Annotated in this window: 19 protein-coding genes; 3 read left to right on the top strand and 16 right to left on the bottom strand. The window is 71.9% G+C overall.

Going from position 1 to position 19,181, the window contains the following annotated elements; translation table 11 throughout:
* Positions 1-8: 8 nt before the first annotated feature.
* Together QTI45_RS16385 and QTI45_RS16380 are read left to right on the top strand one after the other, a co-directional pair.
* Positions 9-1,076 carry a 2,5-dihydroxypyridine 5,6-dioxygenase NicX family protein gene (locus QTI45_RS16385; RefSeq protein ID WP_286370218.1) on the top strand — a complete coding sequence of 356 codons (1,068 nt, stop codon included), beginning with the start codon at positions 9-11 and terminating at the stop codon, positions 1,074-1,076.
* Entirely contained in the window at positions 1,069-1,695 is a 627-nt protein-coding gene (locus QTI45_RS16380; RefSeq protein WP_286655166.1) for an N-carbamoylsarcosine amidohydrolase, read from the top strand. The genes QTI45_RS16385 and QTI45_RS16380 overlap by 8 nt, the downstream gene beginning before the upstream one ends.
* A gap of 7 nt (positions 1,696-1,702) precedes the next feature.
* On the opposite strand, the gene QTI45_RS16375 is transcribed toward QTI45_RS16380, so the two are convergent.
* From QTI45_RS16375 to cbiE, 6 genes are all read right to left on the bottom strand, one after another.
* Positions 1,703-2,389, bottom strand: a complete 687-nt coding sequence (locus tag QTI45_RS16375; protein WP_286370216.1) for a TetR/AcrR family transcriptional regulator — start codon at positions 2,387-2,389, stop codon at positions 1,703-1,705.
* A 74-nt stretch (positions 2,390-2,463) separates the two neighbouring features.
* A complete protein-coding gene (gene cobF / locus QTI45_RS16370) occupies positions 2,464-3,255 on the bottom strand; it encodes a precorrin-6A synthase (deacetylating) (protein ID WP_286655165.1) in 792 nt (263 codons plus the stop codon).
* 37 nt (positions 3,256-3,292) lie between these two features.
* Positions 3,293-3,979, bottom strand: a complete 687-nt coding sequence (locus tag QTI45_RS16365; protein ID WP_286655164.1) for an energy-coupling factor ABC transporter permease — start codon at positions 3,977-3,979, stop codon at positions 3,293-3,295.
* A gap of 89 nt (positions 3,980-4,068) precedes the next feature.
* A complete protein-coding gene (gene cobM, locus QTI45_RS16360) occupies positions 4,069-4,851 on the bottom strand; it encodes a precorrin-4 C(11)-methyltransferase (RefSeq protein WP_286655163.1) in 783 nt (260 codons plus the stop codon).
* The gene (locus QTI45_RS16355) at positions 4,848-5,279 is read right to left on the bottom strand and encodes a cobalamin biosynthesis protein (RefSeq protein WP_286655162.1); all 432 of its coding nucleotides are present in this window, start codon (positions 5,277-5,279) and stop codon (positions 4,848-4,850) included. The genes cobM and QTI45_RS16355 overlap by 4 nt, the downstream gene beginning before the upstream one ends.
* Complete coding sequence (gene cbiE, locus QTI45_RS16350) at positions 5,261-6,472, bottom strand: precorrin-6y C5,15-methyltransferase (decarboxylating) subunit CbiE (protein ID WP_286655161.1); 1,212 nt, start codon at positions 6,470-6,472, stop codon at positions 5,261-5,263. The genes QTI45_RS16355 and cbiE overlap by 19 nt, the downstream gene beginning before the upstream one ends.
* Between cbiE and QTI45_RS16345 the strand changes: the two genes are divergently transcribed.
* On the top strand, positions 6,471-7,244 hold the full coding sequence (locus QTI45_RS16345; RefSeq protein ID WP_286655160.1) for a cobalt-precorrin-6A reductase: 774 nt from the start codon (positions 6,471-6,473) through the stop codon (positions 7,242-7,244). The genes cbiE and QTI45_RS16345 overlap by 2 nt on opposite strands.
* Here QTI45_RS16345 and cobJ read toward each other — a convergent pair.
* The 10 genes from cobJ to QTI45_RS16295 all read right to left on the bottom strand — a co-directional run bounded on the left by cobJ (position 7,205) and on the right by QTI45_RS16295 (position 19,138).
* Positions 7,205-8,005: a precorrin-3B C(17)-methyltransferase gene (gene cobJ, locus QTI45_RS16340; RefSeq protein WP_286655159.1), complete on the bottom strand. Its 801-nt coding sequence runs from the start codon at positions 8,003-8,005 to the stop codon at positions 7,205-7,207. The genes QTI45_RS16345 and cobJ overlap by 40 nt on opposite strands.
* Entirely contained in the window at positions 8,002-8,733 is a 732-nt protein-coding gene (locus tag QTI45_RS16335) for a precorrin-2 C(20)-methyltransferase (RefSeq protein ID WP_286655158.1), read from the bottom strand. The genes cobJ and QTI45_RS16335 overlap by 4 nt, the downstream gene beginning before the upstream one ends.
* Entirely contained in the window at positions 8,730-9,356 is a 627-nt protein-coding gene (locus QTI45_RS16330) for a precorrin-8X methylmutase (RefSeq protein ID WP_286655157.1), read from the bottom strand. The genes QTI45_RS16335 and QTI45_RS16330 overlap by 4 nt, the downstream gene beginning before the upstream one ends.
* The gene (locus QTI45_RS16325) at positions 9,356-10,570 is read right to left on the bottom strand and encodes a ferredoxin-like domain-containing protein (protein ID WP_286655156.1); all 1,215 of its coding nucleotides are present in this window, start codon (positions 10,568-10,570) and stop codon (positions 9,356-9,358) included. The genes QTI45_RS16330 and QTI45_RS16325 overlap by 1 nt, the downstream gene beginning before the upstream one ends.
* Positions 10,571-10,581: 11 nt before the next feature.
* The gene (locus QTI45_RS16320; protein WP_286655155.1) at positions 10,582-10,995 is read right to left on the bottom strand and encodes a DUF1636 family protein; all 414 of its coding nucleotides are present in this window, start codon (positions 10,993-10,995) and stop codon (positions 10,582-10,584) included.
* An 18-nt stretch (positions 10,996-11,013) separates the two neighbouring features.
* On the bottom strand, positions 11,014-11,568 hold the full coding sequence (locus tag QTI45_RS16315; RefSeq protein ID WP_286655154.1) for a vWA domain-containing protein: 555 nt from the start codon (positions 11,566-11,568) through the stop codon (positions 11,014-11,016).
* 125 nt (positions 11,569-11,693) lie between these two features.
* On the bottom strand, positions 11,694-12,788 hold the full coding sequence (locus QTI45_RS16310) for a magnesium chelatase ATPase subunit I (protein ID WP_286655153.1): 1,095 nt from the start codon (positions 12,786-12,788) through the stop codon (positions 11,694-11,696).
* Positions 12,788-16,645, bottom strand: a complete 3,858-nt coding sequence (gene cobN / locus QTI45_RS16305) for a cobaltochelatase subunit CobN (RefSeq protein ID WP_286655152.1) — start codon at positions 16,643-16,645, stop codon at positions 12,788-12,790. The genes QTI45_RS16310 and cobN overlap by 1 nt, the downstream gene beginning before the upstream one ends.
* Positions 16,646-16,666: 21 nt before the next feature.
* Positions 16,667-17,728, bottom strand: a complete 1,062-nt coding sequence (cobW, locus tag QTI45_RS16300) for a cobalamin biosynthesis protein CobW (protein ID WP_286655482.1) — start codon at positions 17,726-17,728, stop codon at positions 16,667-16,669.
* 72 nt (positions 17,729-17,800) lie between these two features.
* Positions 17,801-19,138: a cobyrinic acid a,c-diamide synthase CobB gene (locus QTI45_RS16295; protein WP_286655151.1), complete on the bottom strand. Its 1,338-nt coding sequence runs from the start codon at positions 19,136-19,138 to the stop codon at positions 17,801-17,803.
* Positions 19,139-19,181 lie beyond the last annotated feature (43 nt).

The raw sequence follows: 19,181 nt of genomic DNA, 5'->3' as shown, positions 1-19,181 counted from the left end.
GAGAAACCATGGCTGTCAGCGACACCGACCTGATCCGCGCCTGGACCCAGGTCCTGACCCTTTCGAAGCTGGGCGCCGGCGACGCCGTCACCGTGCTCACCAGCGACCACACCCATCCGCAGACGCTGCGCTGCGCGATCACCGCCGCCACCATGCTGGGTGCCTGCGTGAGCCGGCTCGACCTGCCGCCGGTCAACGCGGAGAAGTCGCTGAGCCGCGACACGCTGGCCTATCTCGGCACCACGCCGCTGACGGGCAACCGCGCCGCCATCGCGGCGCTCAAGGCCAGCGACCTGGTGCTCGACCTGATGACGCTGCTGTTCTCGCCCGAGCAGCACGAGATCCTCGCCGGCGGCACCAGGATCCTGCTGGCGGTCGAGCCGCCCGAGGTGCTGCTGCGCATGGTGCCGACCCTGGCCGACTACCATCGCGTGCAGTCCGGCGTGGCCCTGCTCAAGGGTCGCAAGTCGATGCGCGTGCGGTCGCCCGGCGGCACCGACCTGCATTGCCCGCTGGGCGAATACCCGGTGACAGCCGAATACGGCTTCGTCGACCAGCCGGGGCGCTGGGACCACTGGCCCAGCGGCTTCGCCTTCACCTGGCCCAACGAGGGCGGCGCGCACGGGCGCATCGTGCTCGCCAAGGGCGACGTGCTGCTGCCGATGAAGTCCTATGTCGGCGAGCCGATCGAACTCACGGTGCAGGAAGGCTTCGTGACACGCATCGAAGGCGGCACCGAGGCCGAGCTGCTGTGCGAGTACATCGAGTCCTTCGCCGACCCGGAGGCCTACGCGATCTCGCACATCGGCTGGGGGCTGCAGAAGCGCGCCTATTGGTCGACGCTGGGCCTCTACGACCGCGAGGCCACGCTGGGCATGGATGCGCGCGCGGTCAGCGGCAACTTCCTGTTCTCGCTGGGCCCCAACAACGAGGCCGGCGGCAGCCGCACCACTGCGTGCCACATCGACATCCCGATGCGCCGCTGCGACGTCTTCGTCGACGATCTGCAGGTGGTGCGCGACGGACGCGTCATCGAGGAACTCATGAACCAGCCCGCCGGAGCCGCCCATGCATGAGGAAGCCCAGGTCTACCAGCGGCAGGGCTTCGGGGCTGCCCTCGGCGTGCGACCGCCGCTGGGCCTGCTGATCGTCGACTTCGTCAACGGCTTCGCCGACCCGGCCGTGTTCGGCGGCGGCAACATACCCGCGGCCATTGCGCGCACCGCGCCGCTGCTGGCGCTGGCGCGCGCGCGCGGCTGGCCCGTGGCGCACAGCCGCATCGTCTATGCCGACGACGATGGCGATGCCAACTTCTTCAGCACCAAGGTACCCGGCATGCTGACCCTGAAGGAAGCCTCGCCGGCCAGCGCCATCGTCGCCGAGCTCGCGCCGCGGGCCGGTGAACTGGTGGTCCGGAAGAACGTGCCTTCGGCCTTCTTCGGTACCTCGCTCGCACCCTGGCTCACGCAGCGCGGCGTGCGCACCCTGCTGGTGGCGGGCTGTGTCACCAGTGGCTGCGTTCGCGCGAGCGTCGTCGACGCCATGTGCTGGGGCTTCGCACCGGTCGTGCTGTCGGACTGCGTGGGGGACCGCGCGATCGGGCCGCACGATGCGAGCCTGTTCGACATCCAGCAGAAGTACGGCGACGTGATGACCTCGGACACGCTGCGCGAGCGCCTGGCCGGCGTCGCCTAGGCTGCCCTCACTTCGCCTCGAAACCGCCGACCACGAAGCGCGTCACCTGGTCGATCAGCGCCTCGGTGTCTTCGGGGTCGTAGAGGCCCTTGGGCGTCATCTCCTCCATCCGGTGGGTGTCCGAGAACGCATAGAGATAGGTGCCGATCATCAGCGTCACGCGCCAGTAGGCATCGAGTTCGCCCAGCTTCGGCAGCGCCTTGCGCAGCACCTCGACGTAGCGCCGGGTCGAGCCGCCGTAGGCGTCGGTGCGCAGCTTGTACGAGATCTCGGGCGGCTCGGTGTGCAGCCGGGCCTGCAGCCGCAGGAAGGCGCGGCCCTGGGGCGTGTTGCGCAGCGTCAGGGTCGGCAGCAGGAAGGCGCGCACGATGCCGCGCACATTCGGCTTGCCCGCGGCGCACATCGCCTCCAGGTTCTCGATGCGCTGCTGCGAGATCACCTGGCCGCGCCGCAGGAACACCTCTTCGAAGAGCCCGAACTTCGAGCCGAAGTAGTAGCTGATCAGCGCCTGCGTCACCTTGGCGTGCGTCGCGACCTCGCGCAGCGTGGTGCCGGCGTAGCCGAGGTTCGCGAACATCTGCTCCGCGGCGTCGAGGATTTCCTCCCGGACGACGCTCGCGCCCTCGGGGCGCCCCGGTCCCTTGTGCTTGGTCGGCGTCTCGTCCCCCTCGCGTCGACTCTTCTTGCTGTTCATGTTTGGCTGCTTAATTAATTCCGAGCACGATGATACCGAGGGCAAGGCGAGCGGTATCGCCTTCTCGCGCTTCGTCAGCGCAGCCCGCCCGACGCCACCGCGCTGCTTCGAAGCAGGTAGCTGTCCATGATCCAGCCGTGCGCCTCGCGGGCGGCGGCGCGAAGCGCAGCAATGCGCGGCCCGGTGCTGGCCAGGGGACCGGCAAGAAGCAACTGCTGCGGCATCCCGAGATAGGCCGCCCAGTAGATATCGATGCCCTCCGGCGGCAGGACCTCGAAGGCGCAGCCACCGTCGAGCAGCACCACCACCGTGTCCAGGCCAGCGGGCCAGCCGCCGGCCCGCAACTGGCGTCCCGTGGTGATGAGCACCGAGGCGCCCAGCGTGTTGAGCGGGATGGCGTGCGCGGCGGTCAGCAACTGAACGCTGCTCAGGCCGGGAATCACCTCGACCCGCAGCGCCATGCCGGCCGTCTGCAGCCGCTCGGCAATGCGCAGGCTGGAGTCGTAGAGGGAGGGGTCGCCCCAGACCAGCAGCGCCACGCGACCGCCCTCGGGCAGGCAGGTGGCGATCTGCTCCGCCCAGACGGCGGCGATGGCCGCGTGCCACGCCTGCACGCCATCGAGATAGCGGGGCGCGGCGGCATCGCGCACGGGCAGGTCGAACTCGACCAGCCGGGCCCGGCCGTCCAGATGCGTCGCGCAGACCTGGCGGCGCAACTCGGCGAGTTCGGTCTTGTCTGCGCCCTTGCGCGGGATCAGGATGAGCTCGGCACGCTTCAGTGCAGCGATGGCCTGCAGCGTGAGATGTTCGGGATTGCCGGTGCCGATGCCGATCAGCATCAGCTCGATCATGGGAGGGACATCCATCTGCAGTCCTGCGCGGCAACCAGCCGGTTCGAGGCAATCAGGCCGCGTGGTGCAGGCGACGCGCCAGCAGCACCGACCCGCGCTGCCCTGCCCGCCCGCGCAGCCCCTTGGCGGCTGCCAGCACGGCCAGGTCGACCAGCGGCTCGAGCAGCACGACCGTCATGTAGGCGGCGCCGAAGCTGCCCACGGCTTGCAGCGTCTCGGCCCCGAGGCCGCGGCCGTAGATCGTCCAGAAAGCCACCCAGGCGACGATGCCGCCCTGGAACACCACCGACATCTTGAGCACGTGCACGTAGCCCAGTTCGACATAGGGCAGCCTGGCGGGCAGCACCCGCCGGGCCACCGCCTGCATGGCGAACAGCGCGGCCAGCAAGGTGGTGACGTTCATGCCGTACTGCGGCAGGTCTTGCGGTTCGAAGAAGAAGCTCTGCAGCGCCAGCCCCGCGGCCAGGCCGATGGCGGTGGGCGCTGCGCCCAGGATCAGGAACAGCGACGAGCCCAGGATCAGGTGAACCTCGGACACGCCGACCGGCACATGCGGGAACACCTCGAAGAAGACGAAGACCAGCATGGCGGCAAGCACGCTGCGCAGCACCAGCGAGCCCGCGCCCTCCTCGCGAACGTGGTTCAGCGACAGCTTCGCTGCATAAAGCGCGCAAGCGCTCGCGGTGGCATAGGACAGCAGGATCTTGCTGCCGTCGACGATTCCGGGTTCCATGTGCATGGCGGGTTCTCCGTGAGTTGAGTGCAGTCCGGCGAGCGGTGCTGCGAAGGCGTGGAAGGAAAAGGGATGAACGAAGAAAAATGACGCTCTCAGGCGGCCGGCGAGCCGCCCGTCTCGGCGCGCGTCGGCCGGAACCGCCGGTCGTAGTCGCCGGCATAGAGGCGGCTTTCGGCGAAGCCTTCCGCGGCCAGTGCGGGGCCGACGAGTATCAGCGCGGTGCGTTCCACACCCTCGCCCATCGCCGCCTCTATGGTGCAAAGGGTCGCGCGGAAGATCTGCTCGTCCGGCCAGCTCGCGCGATAGACCACGGCCACCGGGCATTCGGCGCCGTAGAAAGGCAGCAGCTCCGCCACCACCTCGGCCAGCTTGTGGATGGACAGGTGCAAGGCGAGCGTCGCTCCGGTGGCTGCGAAGCCGGCCAGGGTCTCGCGCGACGGCATGGGCGACGCGCGGCCCGATGTGCGCGTCAGCACCACCGACTGCGCCAGGCCCGGCAGCGTGAGCTCGGTACCCAGCGCAGCCGCCGCGGCGGCGAACGAGGGCACGCCAGGCGTGACCGTGTAGGGGATGCCGAGGGCCCGAAGGCGGCGCAGTTGCTCGCCCATCGCCGACCAGACGGACAGATCGCCCGAATGCAGTCGCGCCACGTCCTGGCCGGCCGCATCGGCGGCGACGAACTCGGCGACGATGGCGTCGAGATCGAGCGGCGCGGTGTTGACGATGCGCGCGCCGCGTGGGCAGTACGCCAGGATTTCTTCGGGCACCAGCGAGCCGGCATAGAGGCAGACCGGGCAGCGGCCGATCAGGTCGCGCCCGCGCAGGGTCAGCAGGTCCGGCGCACCGGGGCCGGCGCCGATGAAGTGGATGGTCATGGTCGAGACTCCGGTGGTTGGGTTCGCGCGGCGAGCGCGCAAGTGGCGAGGCGGTCGGTCGACACCGCACGCGGATGAAGCAGCGCGGCGCCCGGACCGGCGTGGATCAGGGCCGCCGCCAGGGCCGCGGCTTCGGCGGTGCTGCCGCTGCCGCGCAGCATGCGCACCGTGGCGTGGTCGGTCAGCGTGGCGGTGGCGTTCATCCGCGCCGCCTCCACGGCGCACACCGGCACGCCCAGCGCATCGGCCAGTGCCCGCAGGCACGGTGCATCGGCCTTGTCGTGCGCGGTGGCCAGCAAGGCGATCGCCTGCGCCGGCATCGCGGGCTGCAGGGCCGCGGTCGCATGCGCCAGTGCGTCGCGCAGCGATGCCAGCGTCGCGCCGCTTCTGAAGCCGAAGCCCGCCACCATCATCGCGTCGCGCTCCATTGCACGATCGGGTAGGAAGCGCGCCAGGCGCGCCGCGTCCCCAGCGGCGCGGCCTCCGCCAGCTCGATGCGTGTCAGGCTGCCGCCGACGCGCGCGTGCCAGTCGCTCAGCAGGGCTTCGGATTCCAGTGTCACTGCATGGGCCACCACGCGGCAGCCTGGCGGGAGCAGGCGCCACAGCTGCACCAGCAGCGCGTCGTTGAGTCCGCCGCCGATGAAGACCGCATCCGGCGGCGGCAGGCCGGCCAGGGCATCGGGCGCGCGGCCGGACACCAATGCGAGCCGATCGACGCCCAGCCGGTCGGCATTGGCGCGCAGCCGCATCGCGCGCTCGGGGTCGCCCTCGATGGCCACGGCCTCGCAGCGCGGATGGGCCAGCAGCCATTCGATGCCGATCGACCCGGAACCCGCTCCGATGTCCCACAGCCGCTCGCCGGGCCGCGGCGCCAGGGCGCACAGCGCCAGGGCCCGCACCTTCTGCTTCGTGATCTGGCCGTCGTGCGCGAAGGCATCGTCCGGCAGGCTGGTGCGGCACGGCAGGGCCATGCCCGTGCCGGCCACCTGCACGGCCACGGCCACCGGATGCCGCACATCGGCGAGGTCGAAGTCGCAGGCAGCGAGGTCGCGCCGCCGCTCGCGCGGGCCGCCCAGCGCTTCCAGCACGCTCATCGTGCTGGCGCCGAAATCGTGGTCGACCAGGTAGCGTGCCAGCGCCGCCACGGCGGCACCGTCGCGCAGCAGCAGCAGCAGGCGCTCGCCGGATTGAAGGTGCGGTCGCAGGCGCGCCAGCGGCGCCGCGTGCAGGCCCAGGCAGCTGACCTGCTCCAGCGGCCAACCCAGGCGCGCAGCCGCCAGGCCGAATGTGGAAGGGGCGGGCAAGGCATGCCATTCGTGCGCGCCGAGATGGCGCGTCACCGAACTGCCGGCGCCGAACCAGAACGGGTCGCCGGAGGCCAGCATCGCCACGCGGCGGCCGCGCTGTGCCAGTAGGATCGGGATGCCATCGGCGAACGGCACCGGCCATTCGAGCCGCTCGACGCGCAGACCGGGCAACAGTGCCAAGTGGCGCGCGCTGCCGGCCACCAGTTCGGCCGCATCGAGTGCCGCGCGGCTGGCGCCAGGCAGGCCCTCCCAGCCGTCCTCGCCAAGCCCGATGATCGTCAACCACGGGGTAGTTTCAGTGAATTCAGCCATGCGCAATGTCCTGGTCCTGGGCGGCACGCTCGAAGCGAGCGCGCTGGCGCGGGCGCTCGCCGAACGAGGCGAACGCGCCGTGCTGTCCTATGCCGGCCGGGTAGCCCAGCCCAAGGCGCAGCCCATCGCCGTGCGCGTGGGTGGCTTCGGCGGCGTCAGCGGCCTGGTGCGCCACCTGCGCGACCAGCAGGTGACGCACGTCGTGGACGCCACCCATCCCTTCGCCGCACGCATGAGCGCGAACGCGGTCGCGGCTTGCGCGCAGTGCGGTCTGCCCTTGCTGGCCTTGACGCGCCCCGGCTGGCAGGCCGGCCCCGGCGACCGCTGGCAGCCCGTGCCCGACCTGCCCGCGGCCGTCGCCGCGCTGAGCGGGCCGCCGCGGCGCGTGATGCTGGCCTTGGGCCGCATGCACCTGGCGGACTTCGCGGCACAGCCGCAGCATCACTACATCCTGCGGCTGGTCGACCTGCCCGAGCTGCGGCCGCCCTTGCCGCAACACACGGTGATCGTCTCGCGCGGACCCTTCGACCTGGAGGGCGACATCGCCCTGCTGCGCGGCGAGCGCGTGGACCTGCTCGTCTGCAAGAACGCCGGCGGCAGCGGTGCGGAGGCCAAGCTGCAGGCTGCCCGCGAGCTCGGCCTGCCGGTGGTGATGGTGGCGCGGCCAGCGCTGCCCGCGCGACGGGAAGCGACCCGCGTGGCCGAGGTGCTGCAGTGGCTGGAGTCGGCGCATCATGCGGCCCCCTCGGGCAGCGCCGAGCGTGGCGTGTAGACCCAGGGCCGGCCTGCGCGGGCGATCACCCGCGTCAGGCTGGAGCCGACGATGACCACGGTGCGCATGTCGGCCATCTCCGGCTGGGCATCCTGCAGCGCGACCACGCGCAGGCTCTCGTCGGGCGTGGACACGGCGCGGGCGAAGATCACCGGACGCGCCGCACTTCCCGCCGCGCCGCAGGCCTCGCGCAGCACCGCCAGCGTTCGCGCGAATCCTTCCGGCCGCGCCAGCGAGCGCGGGTTGTAGAAGGCCATCGCGAAATCGGCCTGCACTGCGAGCCGCAGACGGCGTTCCACCAGCGCCCAGGGCTTCAGGTTGTCCGACAGGTTGATGGCGCAGAAGTCGTGGCCCAGCGGCGCGCCGGCGCGCGCGGCGGCGGCCAGCATCGCAGTGATCCCGGGCAGCACGCGCACGTCCAGCAGGCGCCACGCCGCATCGCCGGCCTCCACCGCCTCGAACACCGCCGAGGCCATCGCGAACACGCCCGGGTCGCCCGAGGACACCACCACCACGCGCCGGCCTTCGGCGGCCAGGCGCAGCGCGTGGGCGGCGCGTTCGAGCTCGACGCGGTTGTCGCTCGCGTGCAGCCGGAGTCCGTCGCGCGGCGCCACCCGGGCGACGTAGGGGATGTAGCCGACCACGTCGGTGGCATCGGCCAGGGCGGCGCTCACCTCGGGCGTCACGCAGCCCTCGGCGCCCGGGCCGAGCCCGGCGATGACCAGCCAGCCCGCTGCAGGCGGCACCAAGGCGGCGCTCATGGCCGCCGTCCCTGCCCGTGCACCAGCACGATCGAGAAGTAGGGCGTGACGCGGCCGTCGGCCTCCGCAAGCCGCATCACCTTCTGGCCCGGCATGGTGGCGAACTCGACCAGCCAGGCATCCTGCAGCCGTCCCGCCGCGGTCAATGCACGGCGCACCTTGTCGATGTGGCGGCCGATCTTCATGACGACCAGCGCCTCGCTGTCGGCCATGTGGCGCGCCAGCCGTGCTTCGGGCAGCGTGCCCATCAGCACCGTCAGCACGTCGTCGCCCCAGGTGATCGGCTGGCCGGTGGCGGTCCAGGCACCCGACATGCCCGTGATCGCCGGCACCACCTGCACCGGGTGGGTCTGGACCAGCCGGGTGTAGAGATGCATGAACGAGCCGTAGAAGAAGGGATCGCCCTCGCACAGCACGACCACGTCGTGGCCGGCGTCCGACAGCGCCCGCAGCTGCGCCGCGCATTCGGCGTAGAAGGCGGACAGTTGCTGGTTGTAGGCCGGATCGTCGACCGGGATCTCGGTGGTGACGGGATATTCCATCGCATGCTCCGCCACCCCTTCGGGCAGCAGGCCGTCCACGATGCGGCGCGCCTGCCCGGGCCGGCCGGCCTTGCGGAAGTAGGCGACATGGGTGGCGCGCTGCAACAGGCGGTGCGCGCGCACGGTCATCAGGTCCGGATCCCCGGGGCCCAGGCCCAGTCCGTAGAGAGTGCCGCGCGGGCTCATTCCAGACGACTCCCGAGCGCGTTGATCGCCGCCACCGTGATGGCGCTGCCGCCCAGGCGGCCGGCCACGATGCAGCAGGGTGCGGGCTGCTCGGCCCACAGCGCGTCTTTCGATTCGGCCGCGCCGACGAAGCCGACCGGGCAACCGATGATCGCCGCCGGCCGCGGGCAGGCCGGGTCCTGCAGCATGTTCAGCAGATGGAAGAGCGCTGTCGGCGCATTGCCGATGGCCACCACGGCGCCCTGCAGCCGCGGCCGCCACAGCTCCAGCGCGGCGGCCGAGCGTGTGGTCGATATGGCCGCGGCCAGGGCCGGCACCTGCGGGTCGTGCAAGGTGCACAGCACCTCGTTGCCGCCCGGCATCCGCGAGCGGGTCACGCCCTCGCTGACCATGCGTGCGTCGCACAGGATGGGTGCGCCGGCCGCCAGGGCCGCCCGGGCCGCGCGCGTGAAGCCGGGCTGGAAGCGCAGCTGCGCCTCCAGCCCGATCAGCCCGGCCGCGTGGATCATGCGCACCGCGACGGGCTCGTCGTCGGCATCGAAGCGCGCGAGCTCGGCCTCGGCCCGGATCATGGCGAAAGAGCGACGGTAGATTTCCGCGCCATCGGTTTCATAGACGTGCATCAGGGCATTCCGATGAGTGAGCACAAGGCTTCGGGAGGCAGTCGGGTCTGCACGGGCGCATCCCAGGCGCAGCCGCCGCGCACCAGATCGAAGGCGCCGTCGCGCCCCACCCAGGTGGCATCGGCCGGGCGCGCACGCGCGCAACCCTTGGCGCAGCCGGACACGTGCAGGCTGTGCGGCGCAGCGCTGCCCGCCGCAGCCAGCCCCGAAGCGAGCGCCCGGGCGACGGCATGGGTCGCCACCGTGGCCGAGGCACACGAAGGCGCGCCGGGGCAGGCGTCGACGCGCAGCAAGGGATCGCCGGGCACGGAGATGAAGGCCACCGCATCGCACCACCGTCCCCCTTCCAGGACCAGGGCGCGATGCGGCGTCAGGCGCAGCCCCGAGGCACCGCTGTCGCGCAGCAGCGCCGCAAGGGCCGCAGCTTCGATCTGCCCGAAAGGCACGCCGTAGACCGGTCCGAGCGAGGACATGCCGGGTGCGGGCAGAGAAGCCGGGTCGGCCGCGGGTTCGAGCGGCTGCGGGCCGTCGGTCCAACTGAAGATCCGTTGATGGCCACGCATCCGCCGCGATGCCGGTTCGACGCGCTGGGCCGTCGCCGCGAACCAGGCCGCCATCGCGAGGGCCGCATCCACCGCCGCGGCGCGGGACACGGGATGTCCGGCCGCGGCGCCGTCGGCGCGCACCAGCAGGCCACCCGAGCGGGCCCGCTCGATGCGCACGTCGGCCGGGGCCGCAGCCAGCACCGGCGCCGGCCCCGCATCCACTGCGAACCCGAACTTGGGCGGCAGCGCGGGCAGCTCGTCCAGGCGCGACAGCAATTCTTTGGCGATGCCTTCGGTGTCATCGCCCGCCTGCCAGCAGGGCGCCACGAGGACCGGCGGCCGGCCTTCGCGCGTGACGTCCGCATCCGCCAGGCCCAGGGCGCAGAGTCCATCGACCACCGCGCCGTGGTCGTCCGGCTTCACGCCACGCAACTGCAGGTTGGCGCGATGGGTCAGGTCGATCAGCCCCGAGCCGAGGCGACCGGCCAGCGCGCACAGGCCCAGGGCCTGCGCGCTCGTCAGGCGCGCCAGTTGCGGCCGCACGCGCACCAGCAGGCCATCGCCGGAAGCCATGGCGCGATGTGCGCCGGGGCACCAGCCCTTGGCGGCAGGGCGCAGGCCGGTGGCCACGCCGTGCGAGTCCGCTTCGGAAGGATCGGATCGTGTCATGCGCGCAGGCCTCATGCGACCACGGCCGAAAGGAACGGCGGCAGCTTGGCGAGGATGCCGCTGCGCAGGCGCTCGGGGCGCTCGCTGCGCGGCAGCGCCCCGTCGACACTGCGCGCGTGCAGGCCGGCACAGGCCAGGACCTGGGCCGCCGTTTCCGGGTCGGCGAGCAGATCGCCGAAGTAGTAGGTGGGCTTGCCGGCAGCCTGCAAGGCCACCGTGCAGGCCCTCGAGCAGCCGCTCATGCAGGCGATGCCGCGCACCCGCACGCCGGCACGCAGGTCTTCGCCATGCAGCGTCCGCACGCTGTCCAGCAGGACCTGGCCGGCCGCCGCCGCATCGCGCGACGCGCCCGCCGGTCGGCAGGTGGTGCAGACGATGACTTCGGTGACGGATGCGGCGGGCGCCGGATGAGCTGCGTGGGACATGGCTTCTTTTTTCGGGGGTCAATGGGATCGGCCGGCGAGGCGATGTTCCGCGCCCCAGCGCTGTGCCCAGGCGGCGCAGCGGCCGATGGCGCGCGCGGGTTCGTCGAAGTCGACGATGACGACATGCCGCGGGGCCTCGGGTGCCGCCGGCTGCTCCAGCGTCCGGCCATCGGTCAGCAGCCAGAGCCAGGATTCCACGGGGCCGTCGCGGCGCTCGGCGCGGCGCAGCAGCTCGTCGGCCCGGGCCAGGGCCTGCACCAGCGGCGTGCCGCCGCCGCCGCCCAGCGCTCGCACCTTTTCCCTGCCGGAGGCGCGCGCCCGGCCGGGCGGCAGCCGCAGCTCGACGCCCTGGCCGCCGAAGCTCAGCATGGCCACGCTGTCGCCGGCGCGCGCCGCCTGCTCGATGAGCCAGGTGGCATGGCCCTTGGCCAGCGCCAGCCGGCCGCGCTGGCGCATCGAGCCGGAGGTGTCGAGCACGATCAGGTGCAGGCGCGCCGCCTGCACCGGGCGCTGGCTGTAGCGCAGGTGCCCGCCCTGCAAGGGCCGCGGGCCCTTGGCCAGCAGGGTGGGCAACCATGCGATGGCAGACCGCGCAGGTCCGGCATCGGTGTGCGTGGGCGGAGCGAGCAGTGGCGGAGCAGGTGGATTCGGCCACCGCAGACCTCCGCGCCCGGCGCGCATGAGGCGGCTGCGGCAGCTCAGGCTTTTTTTGCCGGCCACCCTCCTTCGGGCAGCACGCGGGCAGTGGCTTCGGGGATCGGCGGCAGCGCGCCCCAGTCGCCCATGGGGGAACTGTTGGCGGAAGCTGCGGCGCTGCCGGGGGGCGTCGGCGCCGCCTGCCGCATGTCGGGCTTCGACTCTGGCACCGGGCCGCTCCTGCCCTCCTCCCGTCGATGCGCCAATGCCAGTTCGGCCACCGAATCCACATCGCTGGTTGTGACTTCGCTCCGACCCTCGAAGGCAGCCAGCGCACGCGCCGCCCTGAGCATCACCAGGTCGGCCCGCATCCCGTCCACGCCCGCCGCCAGCGCGCGTTCCGCGGCGCGCTGCAGCACGGCATCCGGCCACGCCAGTCGCGCCAGCCCGGCCCGGGCCGCAACGACTGCCGCGGCCAGACGGGCCTGTTCTCCGGCATGGGCTTCGGCCACCCCGAGCGGATCCTCGTCGAAGCGCAGACGGGCGCGCACGATCGCCGTCCGCTGCCCGGCTTCGCTGGCGTTGGCCAGCGCCACCGACAGGCCGAAGCGATCGAGCAGCTGCGGACGCAGTTCGCCTTCCTCGGGGTTCATGGTGCCGACCAGCACGAAGCGTGCGGCGTGCTGTTCCGAAATGCCGTCGCGCTCCACCGTATTGACCCCGCTGGCGGCGACATCGAGCAAGGCGTCGACCAATGCGTCGGGCAGCAGGTTGACTTCATCGACGTACAGCACGCCACCGTGGGCCCGCGCCACGAGGCCCGGTGCCAGGCGCAGCCGTCCATCGCGAAGCACGTCCTCGACGTTCAGCGTTCCCACCAGCTGTTCGACGCTGGCGGACAGCGGCAGGGTGACGAAGGGCGCAGCCGATCCGGCAGGCGTCGGCGGCAGCAACGCGGCCAGGGCCCGCGCCGCGGTCGACTTCGCGGTGCCGCGCGGTCCGCTGATGAGCACGCCGCCGATGCCGGGGTCGATGGCCGCCAGCAACAGCGCGCGTTGCAGCAGGGGTTGCCCGATCAGCGCGCTGAAGGGGAAGGTCGCTCGACTCGCGGCTTCGAGCCCCGGGCCGGCGATCGCTTCATTGGATTGGAATGTCATCAGGTCGGTCCTTCGCCGTGTTCCTCGAGCCGGCGCTCCAGCGCCAGCAGGTGGTGTTCGATGCGTTCGCGGTGGTCGCCGGCCTCTTGCCACAGGCCTCGCCGCATCGCGTCCAGCAGGCGTTCGCCGATGCTGCGCAAGGCCAGCGGGTTGTGCCGCTGCAGGAACTCGCGCGTCTCGTCGTCGTGCAGGTAGGCATCGGCCACCAGCGCGTACTGGTGGTCGCCGACCACGTCCGTGGTGGCGCTGTAGGCGAACAGGTTGTCCACCGTGGCGGCGATCTCCGCCGCGCCCTTGTAGCCATGCCGGCGCACGCCGTCCAGCCACTTCGGATTGACCGCGCGCGATCGCAGCACGCGCGCGACCTCTTCGCGCAGGCTGCGGATGCGCGGCGAACCCGGCACGCTGAAATCGCCGTGGTAGAGCGCCGCCGGTGCGCCCGCCAGGTGCGTCACGGCGGCCGCCATCCCGCCCTGGAACTGCGCGTGATCGGCAGCGTCGAGCAGGTCGTGCTCGCGGTTGTCCTGGTTGTGCAGCACTGCATCGAGTCGTCCCAGCCGTTGCTCGAACGAGGCCCGCGCCGCCACACCGTGTCCGCCCTGCCCGTAGGCATAGGCACCGGCCTGCAGATAGGCCTGGGCGATGTCGGCGCCGTCCTGCCATCGCCCGCCGTCCAGCAGCTCCCGGACGCCGACGCCGTAGCCGCCGGGGCGCGGACCGAACACGCGCCAGGTGGCCTGGCGCTGCGCTTCCTCGGCCGGCCGGCCGGCCGCCAGGGCCTCGGCGGCTTCACGCCGAACGCGGGCACGGATCGGGTTCACCTCGTCGGACTCATCGTCCTCGCTGATCGCGGCGACCGCGCGCACGGCGGTGTCGAAGAGGTCGATCACGTTGGCAAAGGCATCGCGGAAGAATCCCGACACGCGCAAGGTCACGTCCACGCGCGGCCGATGGCGGATGGCCATCGGCAGCACTTCGATGTCGATCACCCGCGCGCTGCCGTCGGCCCACTTCGGCCGCACGCCCAGCAGCGCGAAGGCCTGCGCCACGTCTTCGCCGCCGGTGCGCATGGTGCTGGTGCCCCAGACGGACAGGCCTACCTCGCCCGGCATCGCGCCGTGGTCCTGCAGGTGCCGCTCGATCAGTCTCTCGGCCGCCGCCGCACCCATGGCGTAGGCCGTGGGCGTGGGCACGGCACGGGTGTCGACGCTGTAGAAGTTGCGTCCCGTGGGCAGCACGTCGGGCCGGCCGCGCGAGGGCGCGCCGCTCGGGCCAGGCGGCACGAAGCGCCCGGCCAGGCCGCGCAGCAGTTGCGTCATTTCCTGCGGACCGCAGGCATCGAGGCGGGGGGCCAGCACTTCCTTCAGACGCTGCAGCACCGGTGCCGCATGCGGCCAGGCATGGACATCGAAGGCGTCGTGCGAGGCGGCGCCCGCCCGGGTGTCGCCGGGCACCGCCTGCGCCGCCACCAGGCGCGCGGCCAGCAGTTCCAGCCGCTCGCGCGTGTGGCCGGCGTGGCGCCATGCCTCGGCACTGAGCGCCTGCAATGCCTGCGGGCGCGGGCCTCGCCACGGCGCTGCCCAGTCGGGACTCAGCACGCTGAAGCCGTCCTCGCCCTCGACGCCGAGGTCTTGCGCCAAGGCGACCAGCAGGCTCTTCTGGCTGGCGGCCGTGCCGCCCGGAAAACGCGCCAGCGCCAGCAGCGTGTCGATGCGCTGTCGGCCTTGCGGCGAATGCCCCAGCACATGCAGGCCGTCGCGAATCTGGGATTCCTTGATCTCGCAAAGATAGGCATCCAGCCCCTGCAACAGGCTCTCCCGGGCGCCCTCGTCGGTCGGCGGCGCGAAGCCCAGTTCCTCGTGCAAGCCTTCGCGCACGGTGCGCCCGAGGATGTCCTCGCGCAGCAGGCGCGCGCGTCGCGGGTCGAGCGACAAGGCTTCGTAGTACTCGTCCATCTGCCGCTCCAGCTGCTGCAGCGGACCATAGGTCTCTGCGCGCGTCATCGCCGGCATCAGGTGGTCGATGATCACGGCCTGGGTGCGCCGCTTGGCCTGGCTCCCTTCGCCCGGGTCATTGACGATGAAGGGATAGAGATGCGGCAGCGGGCCCAGGATGGCATCGGGCCAGCAGGCCTCGCTCAGTGCCACGCTCTTGCCGGGCAGCCACTCGAGATTGCCGTGCGTGCCCACATGCACCATCGCGTCGACCGCGAAGGCACGGCGCAGCCAGAAGTAGAAGGCCAGGTAGTGGTGCGGCGGCACCAGGTCGGCGTCGTGGTAGGTGGCCGCCAGGTCCACGCCACGGCCGCGCGCCGGCTGGATGCCGACGAAGACATGGCCGAATCGCAGGCCGGCGATCGTGAAGCGCCCGCTGCGCAGCGTCGGCTCCTGCCCGGGCTCGCCCCACCGCGCATTGACCGCCGCCCTGCTGTCGGCGGGCAAGCGATTGAAATCTTCCAGGTAGTCGGCCAGGGAGAAGCTCTGCGCCGCGGGCCGGGCGCCGTTGGCGTCGCTGTCGTTGGTGATGCCGCGCAGCAGCGCCGCGATCAGGGCGTCGCCGCTGGCGGGCAGATCCCCGGTCAGGTAGCCCGCGGCCCGCAACTCCTGCAACACGGCGACGGTCGACGCCGGCGTGTCCAGCCCGACGCCATTGGCGATGCGCGCATCGTCGATCGGGTAGTTGGCCAGGATCAGCGCGATCCGCTTGTCGGCGTTGGGCTTGTCGCGCAGCACGCACCAGCGGCGTGCCAGCTCGGCCACGAAGGCCATCCGGCCGGGCTCGGCCTGGTAGCGGAGCACGTCGAGCTCGGTGTGCTCGCAGCGCCAGGCCATGCCCTTGAAACTGATGGCGCGCGTGAGGATGCGCCCGTCCACTTCGGGCAGCACCACCTGCATGGCCAGATCGCGCGGCGCGAGGCCGTGCGGGTCGGCCAGCCATTGCTCATGCGTGCCGCCGGCGGTGACGAGCTGCAGCACCGGGGCATCCCCGGCCAGCGTGGCGAGCGACCTGTCGCCGTCGCCTGCGCTCCCGTCGTCGCTGCCGTCGATCGAGGCCACCGCGAAGTTGGTTGCGTTCAGCACGATCGCCACGCGGTGCTCCGTGACCAGGGCTTGCACCGCGGCGTGGCTGTCCGGGTTCTTGAGCGAATCCACGGCGAGTGCCAGCGGGTTCAGGCCGGCGGCCGACAGCGCGTCCAGCATGGCGTCGAACACCGCCGTGTTGCCCGCCTGCAGATGGGCGCGGTAGAACAGCAGCAGCGCCACCGGCGCGCCGGCCTTCCACGGGGCGCGGCCGGCGGCCTCCGCTGGCCGATAGCGCAGCGCCGAAGGCAGCGGCACCGGCTGCGCCGGCCGGCTGCCCAGCCCGAACGCGGCGTGGCCGATCAGCGAGAAGAAGGCTTTCGCGTTGGCCAGCCCGCCTTCGCGCAGGCAGCGCCAGAGGTGGCGGCAATCGTCATGCGGCGCGCTGCTGCGCATGAGCAGCTGCACGTCTTCGAAGGCATCGCCCGAGAACATCGCCAGCCACTGACCGCGTTCGCGGGCCGAGGACATGGCGCGCTCCACCAGGTAGGCCCAGTCGCTCGGCGTCCCCAGGTGGTCGATCACCACCACGCGGGCATGGCGCAGCACGTCGTCGACATACATGTCCACGGAAGCCGGCTGCCGGAGCCACATCAGGTTGGCCAGGCGCACTCCGGGATAGCCGGCGCCCATCTGCCCGGCCGCGTCGGCGAGCAGCGACAGGGTGGTGTCGGCGGCGCTGAGCACGACCACCGGGGCCGGCGTCTGCGCCACGCGCACGACACCCTGGCCGCCGTCTTCGACGTGGCCGCCGGGGCGGGTGGACAACAGATGCATGAACGATGCTTCGGTGACGCGTCAGGCCACCGCGGCCACGCCCAGCGCCGCGTCCAGTTCGGCTTGCAGCACGGCCGCATCGAGGCCTGCCCCGATCAGCACCAGCCGCGTCTGCCGCGCCTCGCCGGCGCGCCAGGGCCGGTCGAAGTAGCTGTCGAAGCGCGCGCCAACGCCTTGCACCACCAGACGCATCGCCGCGCCGGGCAGTGCGACGAAGCCCTTGGCCCGATAGATCTCGTGGCGCCCGACCAGACTCTGCAAGGCGGCCAGCAGGCGGCCGCGGTCGGCGACCTGCAGGCTCACCGAGACCGAGTCGAAGGCGTCATGGTCGTGGTCTTCTTCCTCGTCGTGGTGGGTCTTGCGCTGGTCGATGGCATCCTCCACCGCCCGCTCCATGCCCAGGAGCACATCCAGGTCGATGCGTCCATGCTGCGCATGCACCAGCTTCACGCCGGTCGCGGTCTCGGCGCGGATGACGGCCTCCACGCCGGCCAGCGCCGCCGCGTCGAGCCCGTCGGTCTTGTGCACGACCACCAGGTCGGCGGTCGCCAGCTGGTCTTCGAACAACTCCGACAGCGGCGAATCATGGTCGAGATTCTCGTCGGCGCGGCGCTGGACATCGACCGCCAGCGGGTCGTCCGCGAAGCGGCCGGCGGCGACGGCCGGTGCATCCACCACCGTGATCACCGCGTCCACCGTGAAGGCGTTGCGCAGCGCCGGCCACTGGAAGGCCTGCACCAGGGGTTTGGGCAAGGCCAGGCCCGAGGTCTCGATGACCAGGTGATCGATCTGGTCGCGACGTGCGGCCAGCTGCTCCATCACCGGCGCGAACTCTTCCTGCACGGTGCAGCACAGGCAGCCGTTGGCCAGTTCGAACAACTGGCCGTCCGGCGCCCCGGTCTCGTCGCAGCCGATGCCGCAGCCGCGCAGCAGCTCGCCGTCGATGCCCAGTTCGCCGAACTCGTTGACGATGACCGCGATGCGCCGGCCCTGGGCGTTCTGCAGCAGGTGGCGCAGCAGCGTGGTCTTGCCGCTGCCGAGGAAGCCGGTGACGATGGTGGCGGGGATCTTGCGGCTTTGCATGTGGCTGGGCGTCGAGGTTTGCATGGGCTGTGGTGGTTCGGTGGGGTCGTCCGCGGCGTTGCCGGCGCGCGATCAGGGCTTGAACAACGCGGCGATGGCGGCCGGATTGCTCGGAAAGTACAGATGCATGAAAGACGCGAAAAGGCGCTTCTGTCGGAACACCGCCTCGGCCTGGCCGTGGTGGCGGCGGGCCTGCGTGTGCAGCGCGGCCGGCGCGCGCGTGTCGATGCGGGCGTGATGAAACGTGTGGCCGCGGACCTCGCCTTCGGGCAGCGCCAGGCTGTGCATGCCGAGGTTGACCAGCCGGTCGGACATCGCGCCTTGCCCGGGCAGCAGGCCCAGCATGGGCGCCTCGCGGCCGGCGGCGTCGCGGAGCGACTCCAGCAGCACCAGCATGCCGCCGCACTCCGCGACCAACGGGCGGCCGGCGGCGTGGTGGGCGGCGATGGATTCACGCGTCGCCGCGTTGCCGGCCAGCGCCTGCAGATGCAGTTCCGGGTAACCGCCCGGAAGGTACAGCGCGTGCGCGCCTTGCGGCACCGGCTCGTTGGCCAGCGGCGAAAAGAAGCAAAGCTGCGCGCCCAGCTTGCGCAGGACCTCGAGATTGGCGGCGTAGACGAACGAGAAGGCGGCGTCCTGCGCGATGGCGATGGTGACGCCCACGAGCGAGGCGGGAGCACCCGGGTCCGCAGTCGCGGCCGGCGGCGCGCTGAACTCCACCGCAGGCGGCAGCGGCAGCGGCCCGTGCTCGGCCAGCGCCAGCGCGGCGGCCGCGATGCGCTCGGCGATGTCGTCCACCTCGCCGGCCTGCACGAGGCCGAGGTGGCGCGATGGCAGCGCATAGTGCCCGCCGCGCGGCAGCGCCCCGTACCAGGCCATGCCGGCCGGCAGGCTCTCGCGCACCATCTGCGCATGGCCCGCGCTGCCCACGCGGTTGGCCAGCACGCCTGCCAGCTGCAGGCCGGGGCGATAGGTCGCGAGCCCGTGGGCGATGGCGCCAAAGGTCTGCGCCATCGACGATGCATCGATCACGGCCAGCACCGGCAGTCCGAAATGCAGCGCCAGATCGGCACTCGACGGCGTGCCATCGTGAAGCCCCATCACGCCTTCGACCAGGATCAGGTCGGCCTGCGCAGCCGCACCGTGCAGGAGCTCGGCGCAGTGCGCTTCCCCGCCCATCCACAGGTCGAGCTGCTGCACCGGCGCGCCGCTGGCACGTGCGAGGACCATGGGGTCGAGAAAATCCGGCCCGGTCTTGAACACGCGCACACGCCGGCCCTGGCTGCGATGCCAGTGCGCCAATGCGGCGGTGACCGTGGTCTTGCCCTGGCCCGATGCGGGTGCCGTGACCAGCAGCGCGGGACAGCGGCTTGAGCCCGGGCCATGTCGCCTGGACGGGATGGGAATCATTGAAAAAATACCGAGCCAGCCATGCTCACCCGCTTCCCCGCAG

The organism is Variovorax saccharolyticus, from assembly GCF_030316765.1.
GTDB classification, from domain to species: domain Bacteria; phylum Pseudomonadota; class Gammaproteobacteria; order Burkholderiales; family Burkholderiaceae_C; genus Variovorax; species Variovorax saccharolyticus.
The sequence above is the reverse complement of the archived record's forward strand: the minus strand, read 5'-3'. Positions and strand labels throughout refer to the sequence as shown.

Excerpts from the sequence above, each read along its gene's own strand:
- cobN (WP_286655152.1), bottom strand. The coding sequence starts at position 16,645 with ATGCATCTGTTGTCCACCCGCCCCGGCGGCCACGTCGAAGACGGCGGC.
- cbiE (WP_286655161.1), bottom strand. The coding sequence starts at position 6,472 with ATGGCTGAATTCACTGAAACTACCCCGTGGTTGACGATCATCGGGCTT.
- QTI45_RS16310 (WP_286655153.1), bottom strand. The coding sequence starts at position 12,788 with ATGACATTCCAATCCAATGAAGCGATCGCCGGCCCGGGGCTCGAAGCC.
- QTI45_RS16345 (WP_286655160.1), top strand. The coding sequence starts at position 6,471 with ATGCGCAATGTCCTGGTCCTGGGCGGCACGCTCGAAGCGAGCGCGCTG.
- cobW (WP_286655482.1), bottom strand. The coding sequence starts at position 17,728 with ATGCAAAGCCGCAAGATCCCCGCCACCATCGTCACCGGCTTCCTCGGC.
- QTI45_RS16375 (WP_286370216.1), bottom strand. The coding sequence starts at position 2,389 with ATGAACAGCAAGAAGAGTCGACGCGAGGGGGACGAGACGCCGACCAAG.
- QTI45_RS16380 (WP_286655166.1), top strand. The coding sequence starts at position 1,069 with ATGCATGAGGAAGCCCAGGTCTACCAGCGGCAGGGCTTCGGGGCTGCC.
- QTI45_RS16325 (WP_286655156.1), bottom strand. The coding sequence starts at position 10,570 with ATGACACGATCCGATCCTTCCGAAGCGGACTCGCACGGCGTGGCCACC.
- cobM (WP_286655163.1), bottom strand. The coding sequence starts at position 4,851 with ATGACCATCCACTTCATCGGCGCCGGCCCCGGTGCGCCGGACCTGCTG.
- QTI45_RS16335 (WP_286655158.1), bottom strand. The coding sequence starts at position 8,733 with ATGAGCCCGCGCGGCACTCTCTACGGACTGGGCCTGGGCCCCGGGGAT.
- cobF (WP_286655165.1), bottom strand. The coding sequence starts at position 3,255 with ATGGATGTCCCTCCCATGATCGAGCTGATGCTGATCGGCATCGGCACC.
- QTI45_RS16295 (WP_286655151.1), bottom strand. The coding sequence starts at position 19,138 with ATGATTCCCATCCCGTCCAGGCGACATGGCCCGGGCTCAAGCCGCTGT.
- QTI45_RS16365 (WP_286655164.1), bottom strand. The coding sequence starts at position 3,979 with ATGCACATGGAACCCGGAATCGTCGACGGCAGCAAGATCCTGCTGTCC.
- cobJ (WP_286655159.1), bottom strand. The coding sequence starts at position 8,005 with ATGAGCGCCGCCTTGGTGCCGCCTGCAGCGGGCTGGCTGGTCATCGCC.
- QTI45_RS16330 (WP_286655157.1), bottom strand. The coding sequence starts at position 9,356 with ATGCACGTCTATGAAACCGATGGCGCGGAAATCTACCGTCGCTCTTTC.
- QTI45_RS16320 (WP_286655155.1), bottom strand. The coding sequence starts at position 10,995 with ATGTCCCACGCAGCTCATCCGGCGCCCGCCGCATCCGTCACCGAAGTC.
- QTI45_RS16355 (WP_286655162.1), bottom strand. The coding sequence starts at position 5,279 with ATGGAGCGCGACGCGATGATGGTGGCGGGCTTCGGCTTCAGAAGCGGC.
- QTI45_RS16385 (WP_286370218.1), top strand. The coding sequence starts at position 9 with ATGGCTGTCAGCGACACCGACCTGATCCGCGCCTGGACCCAGGTCCTG.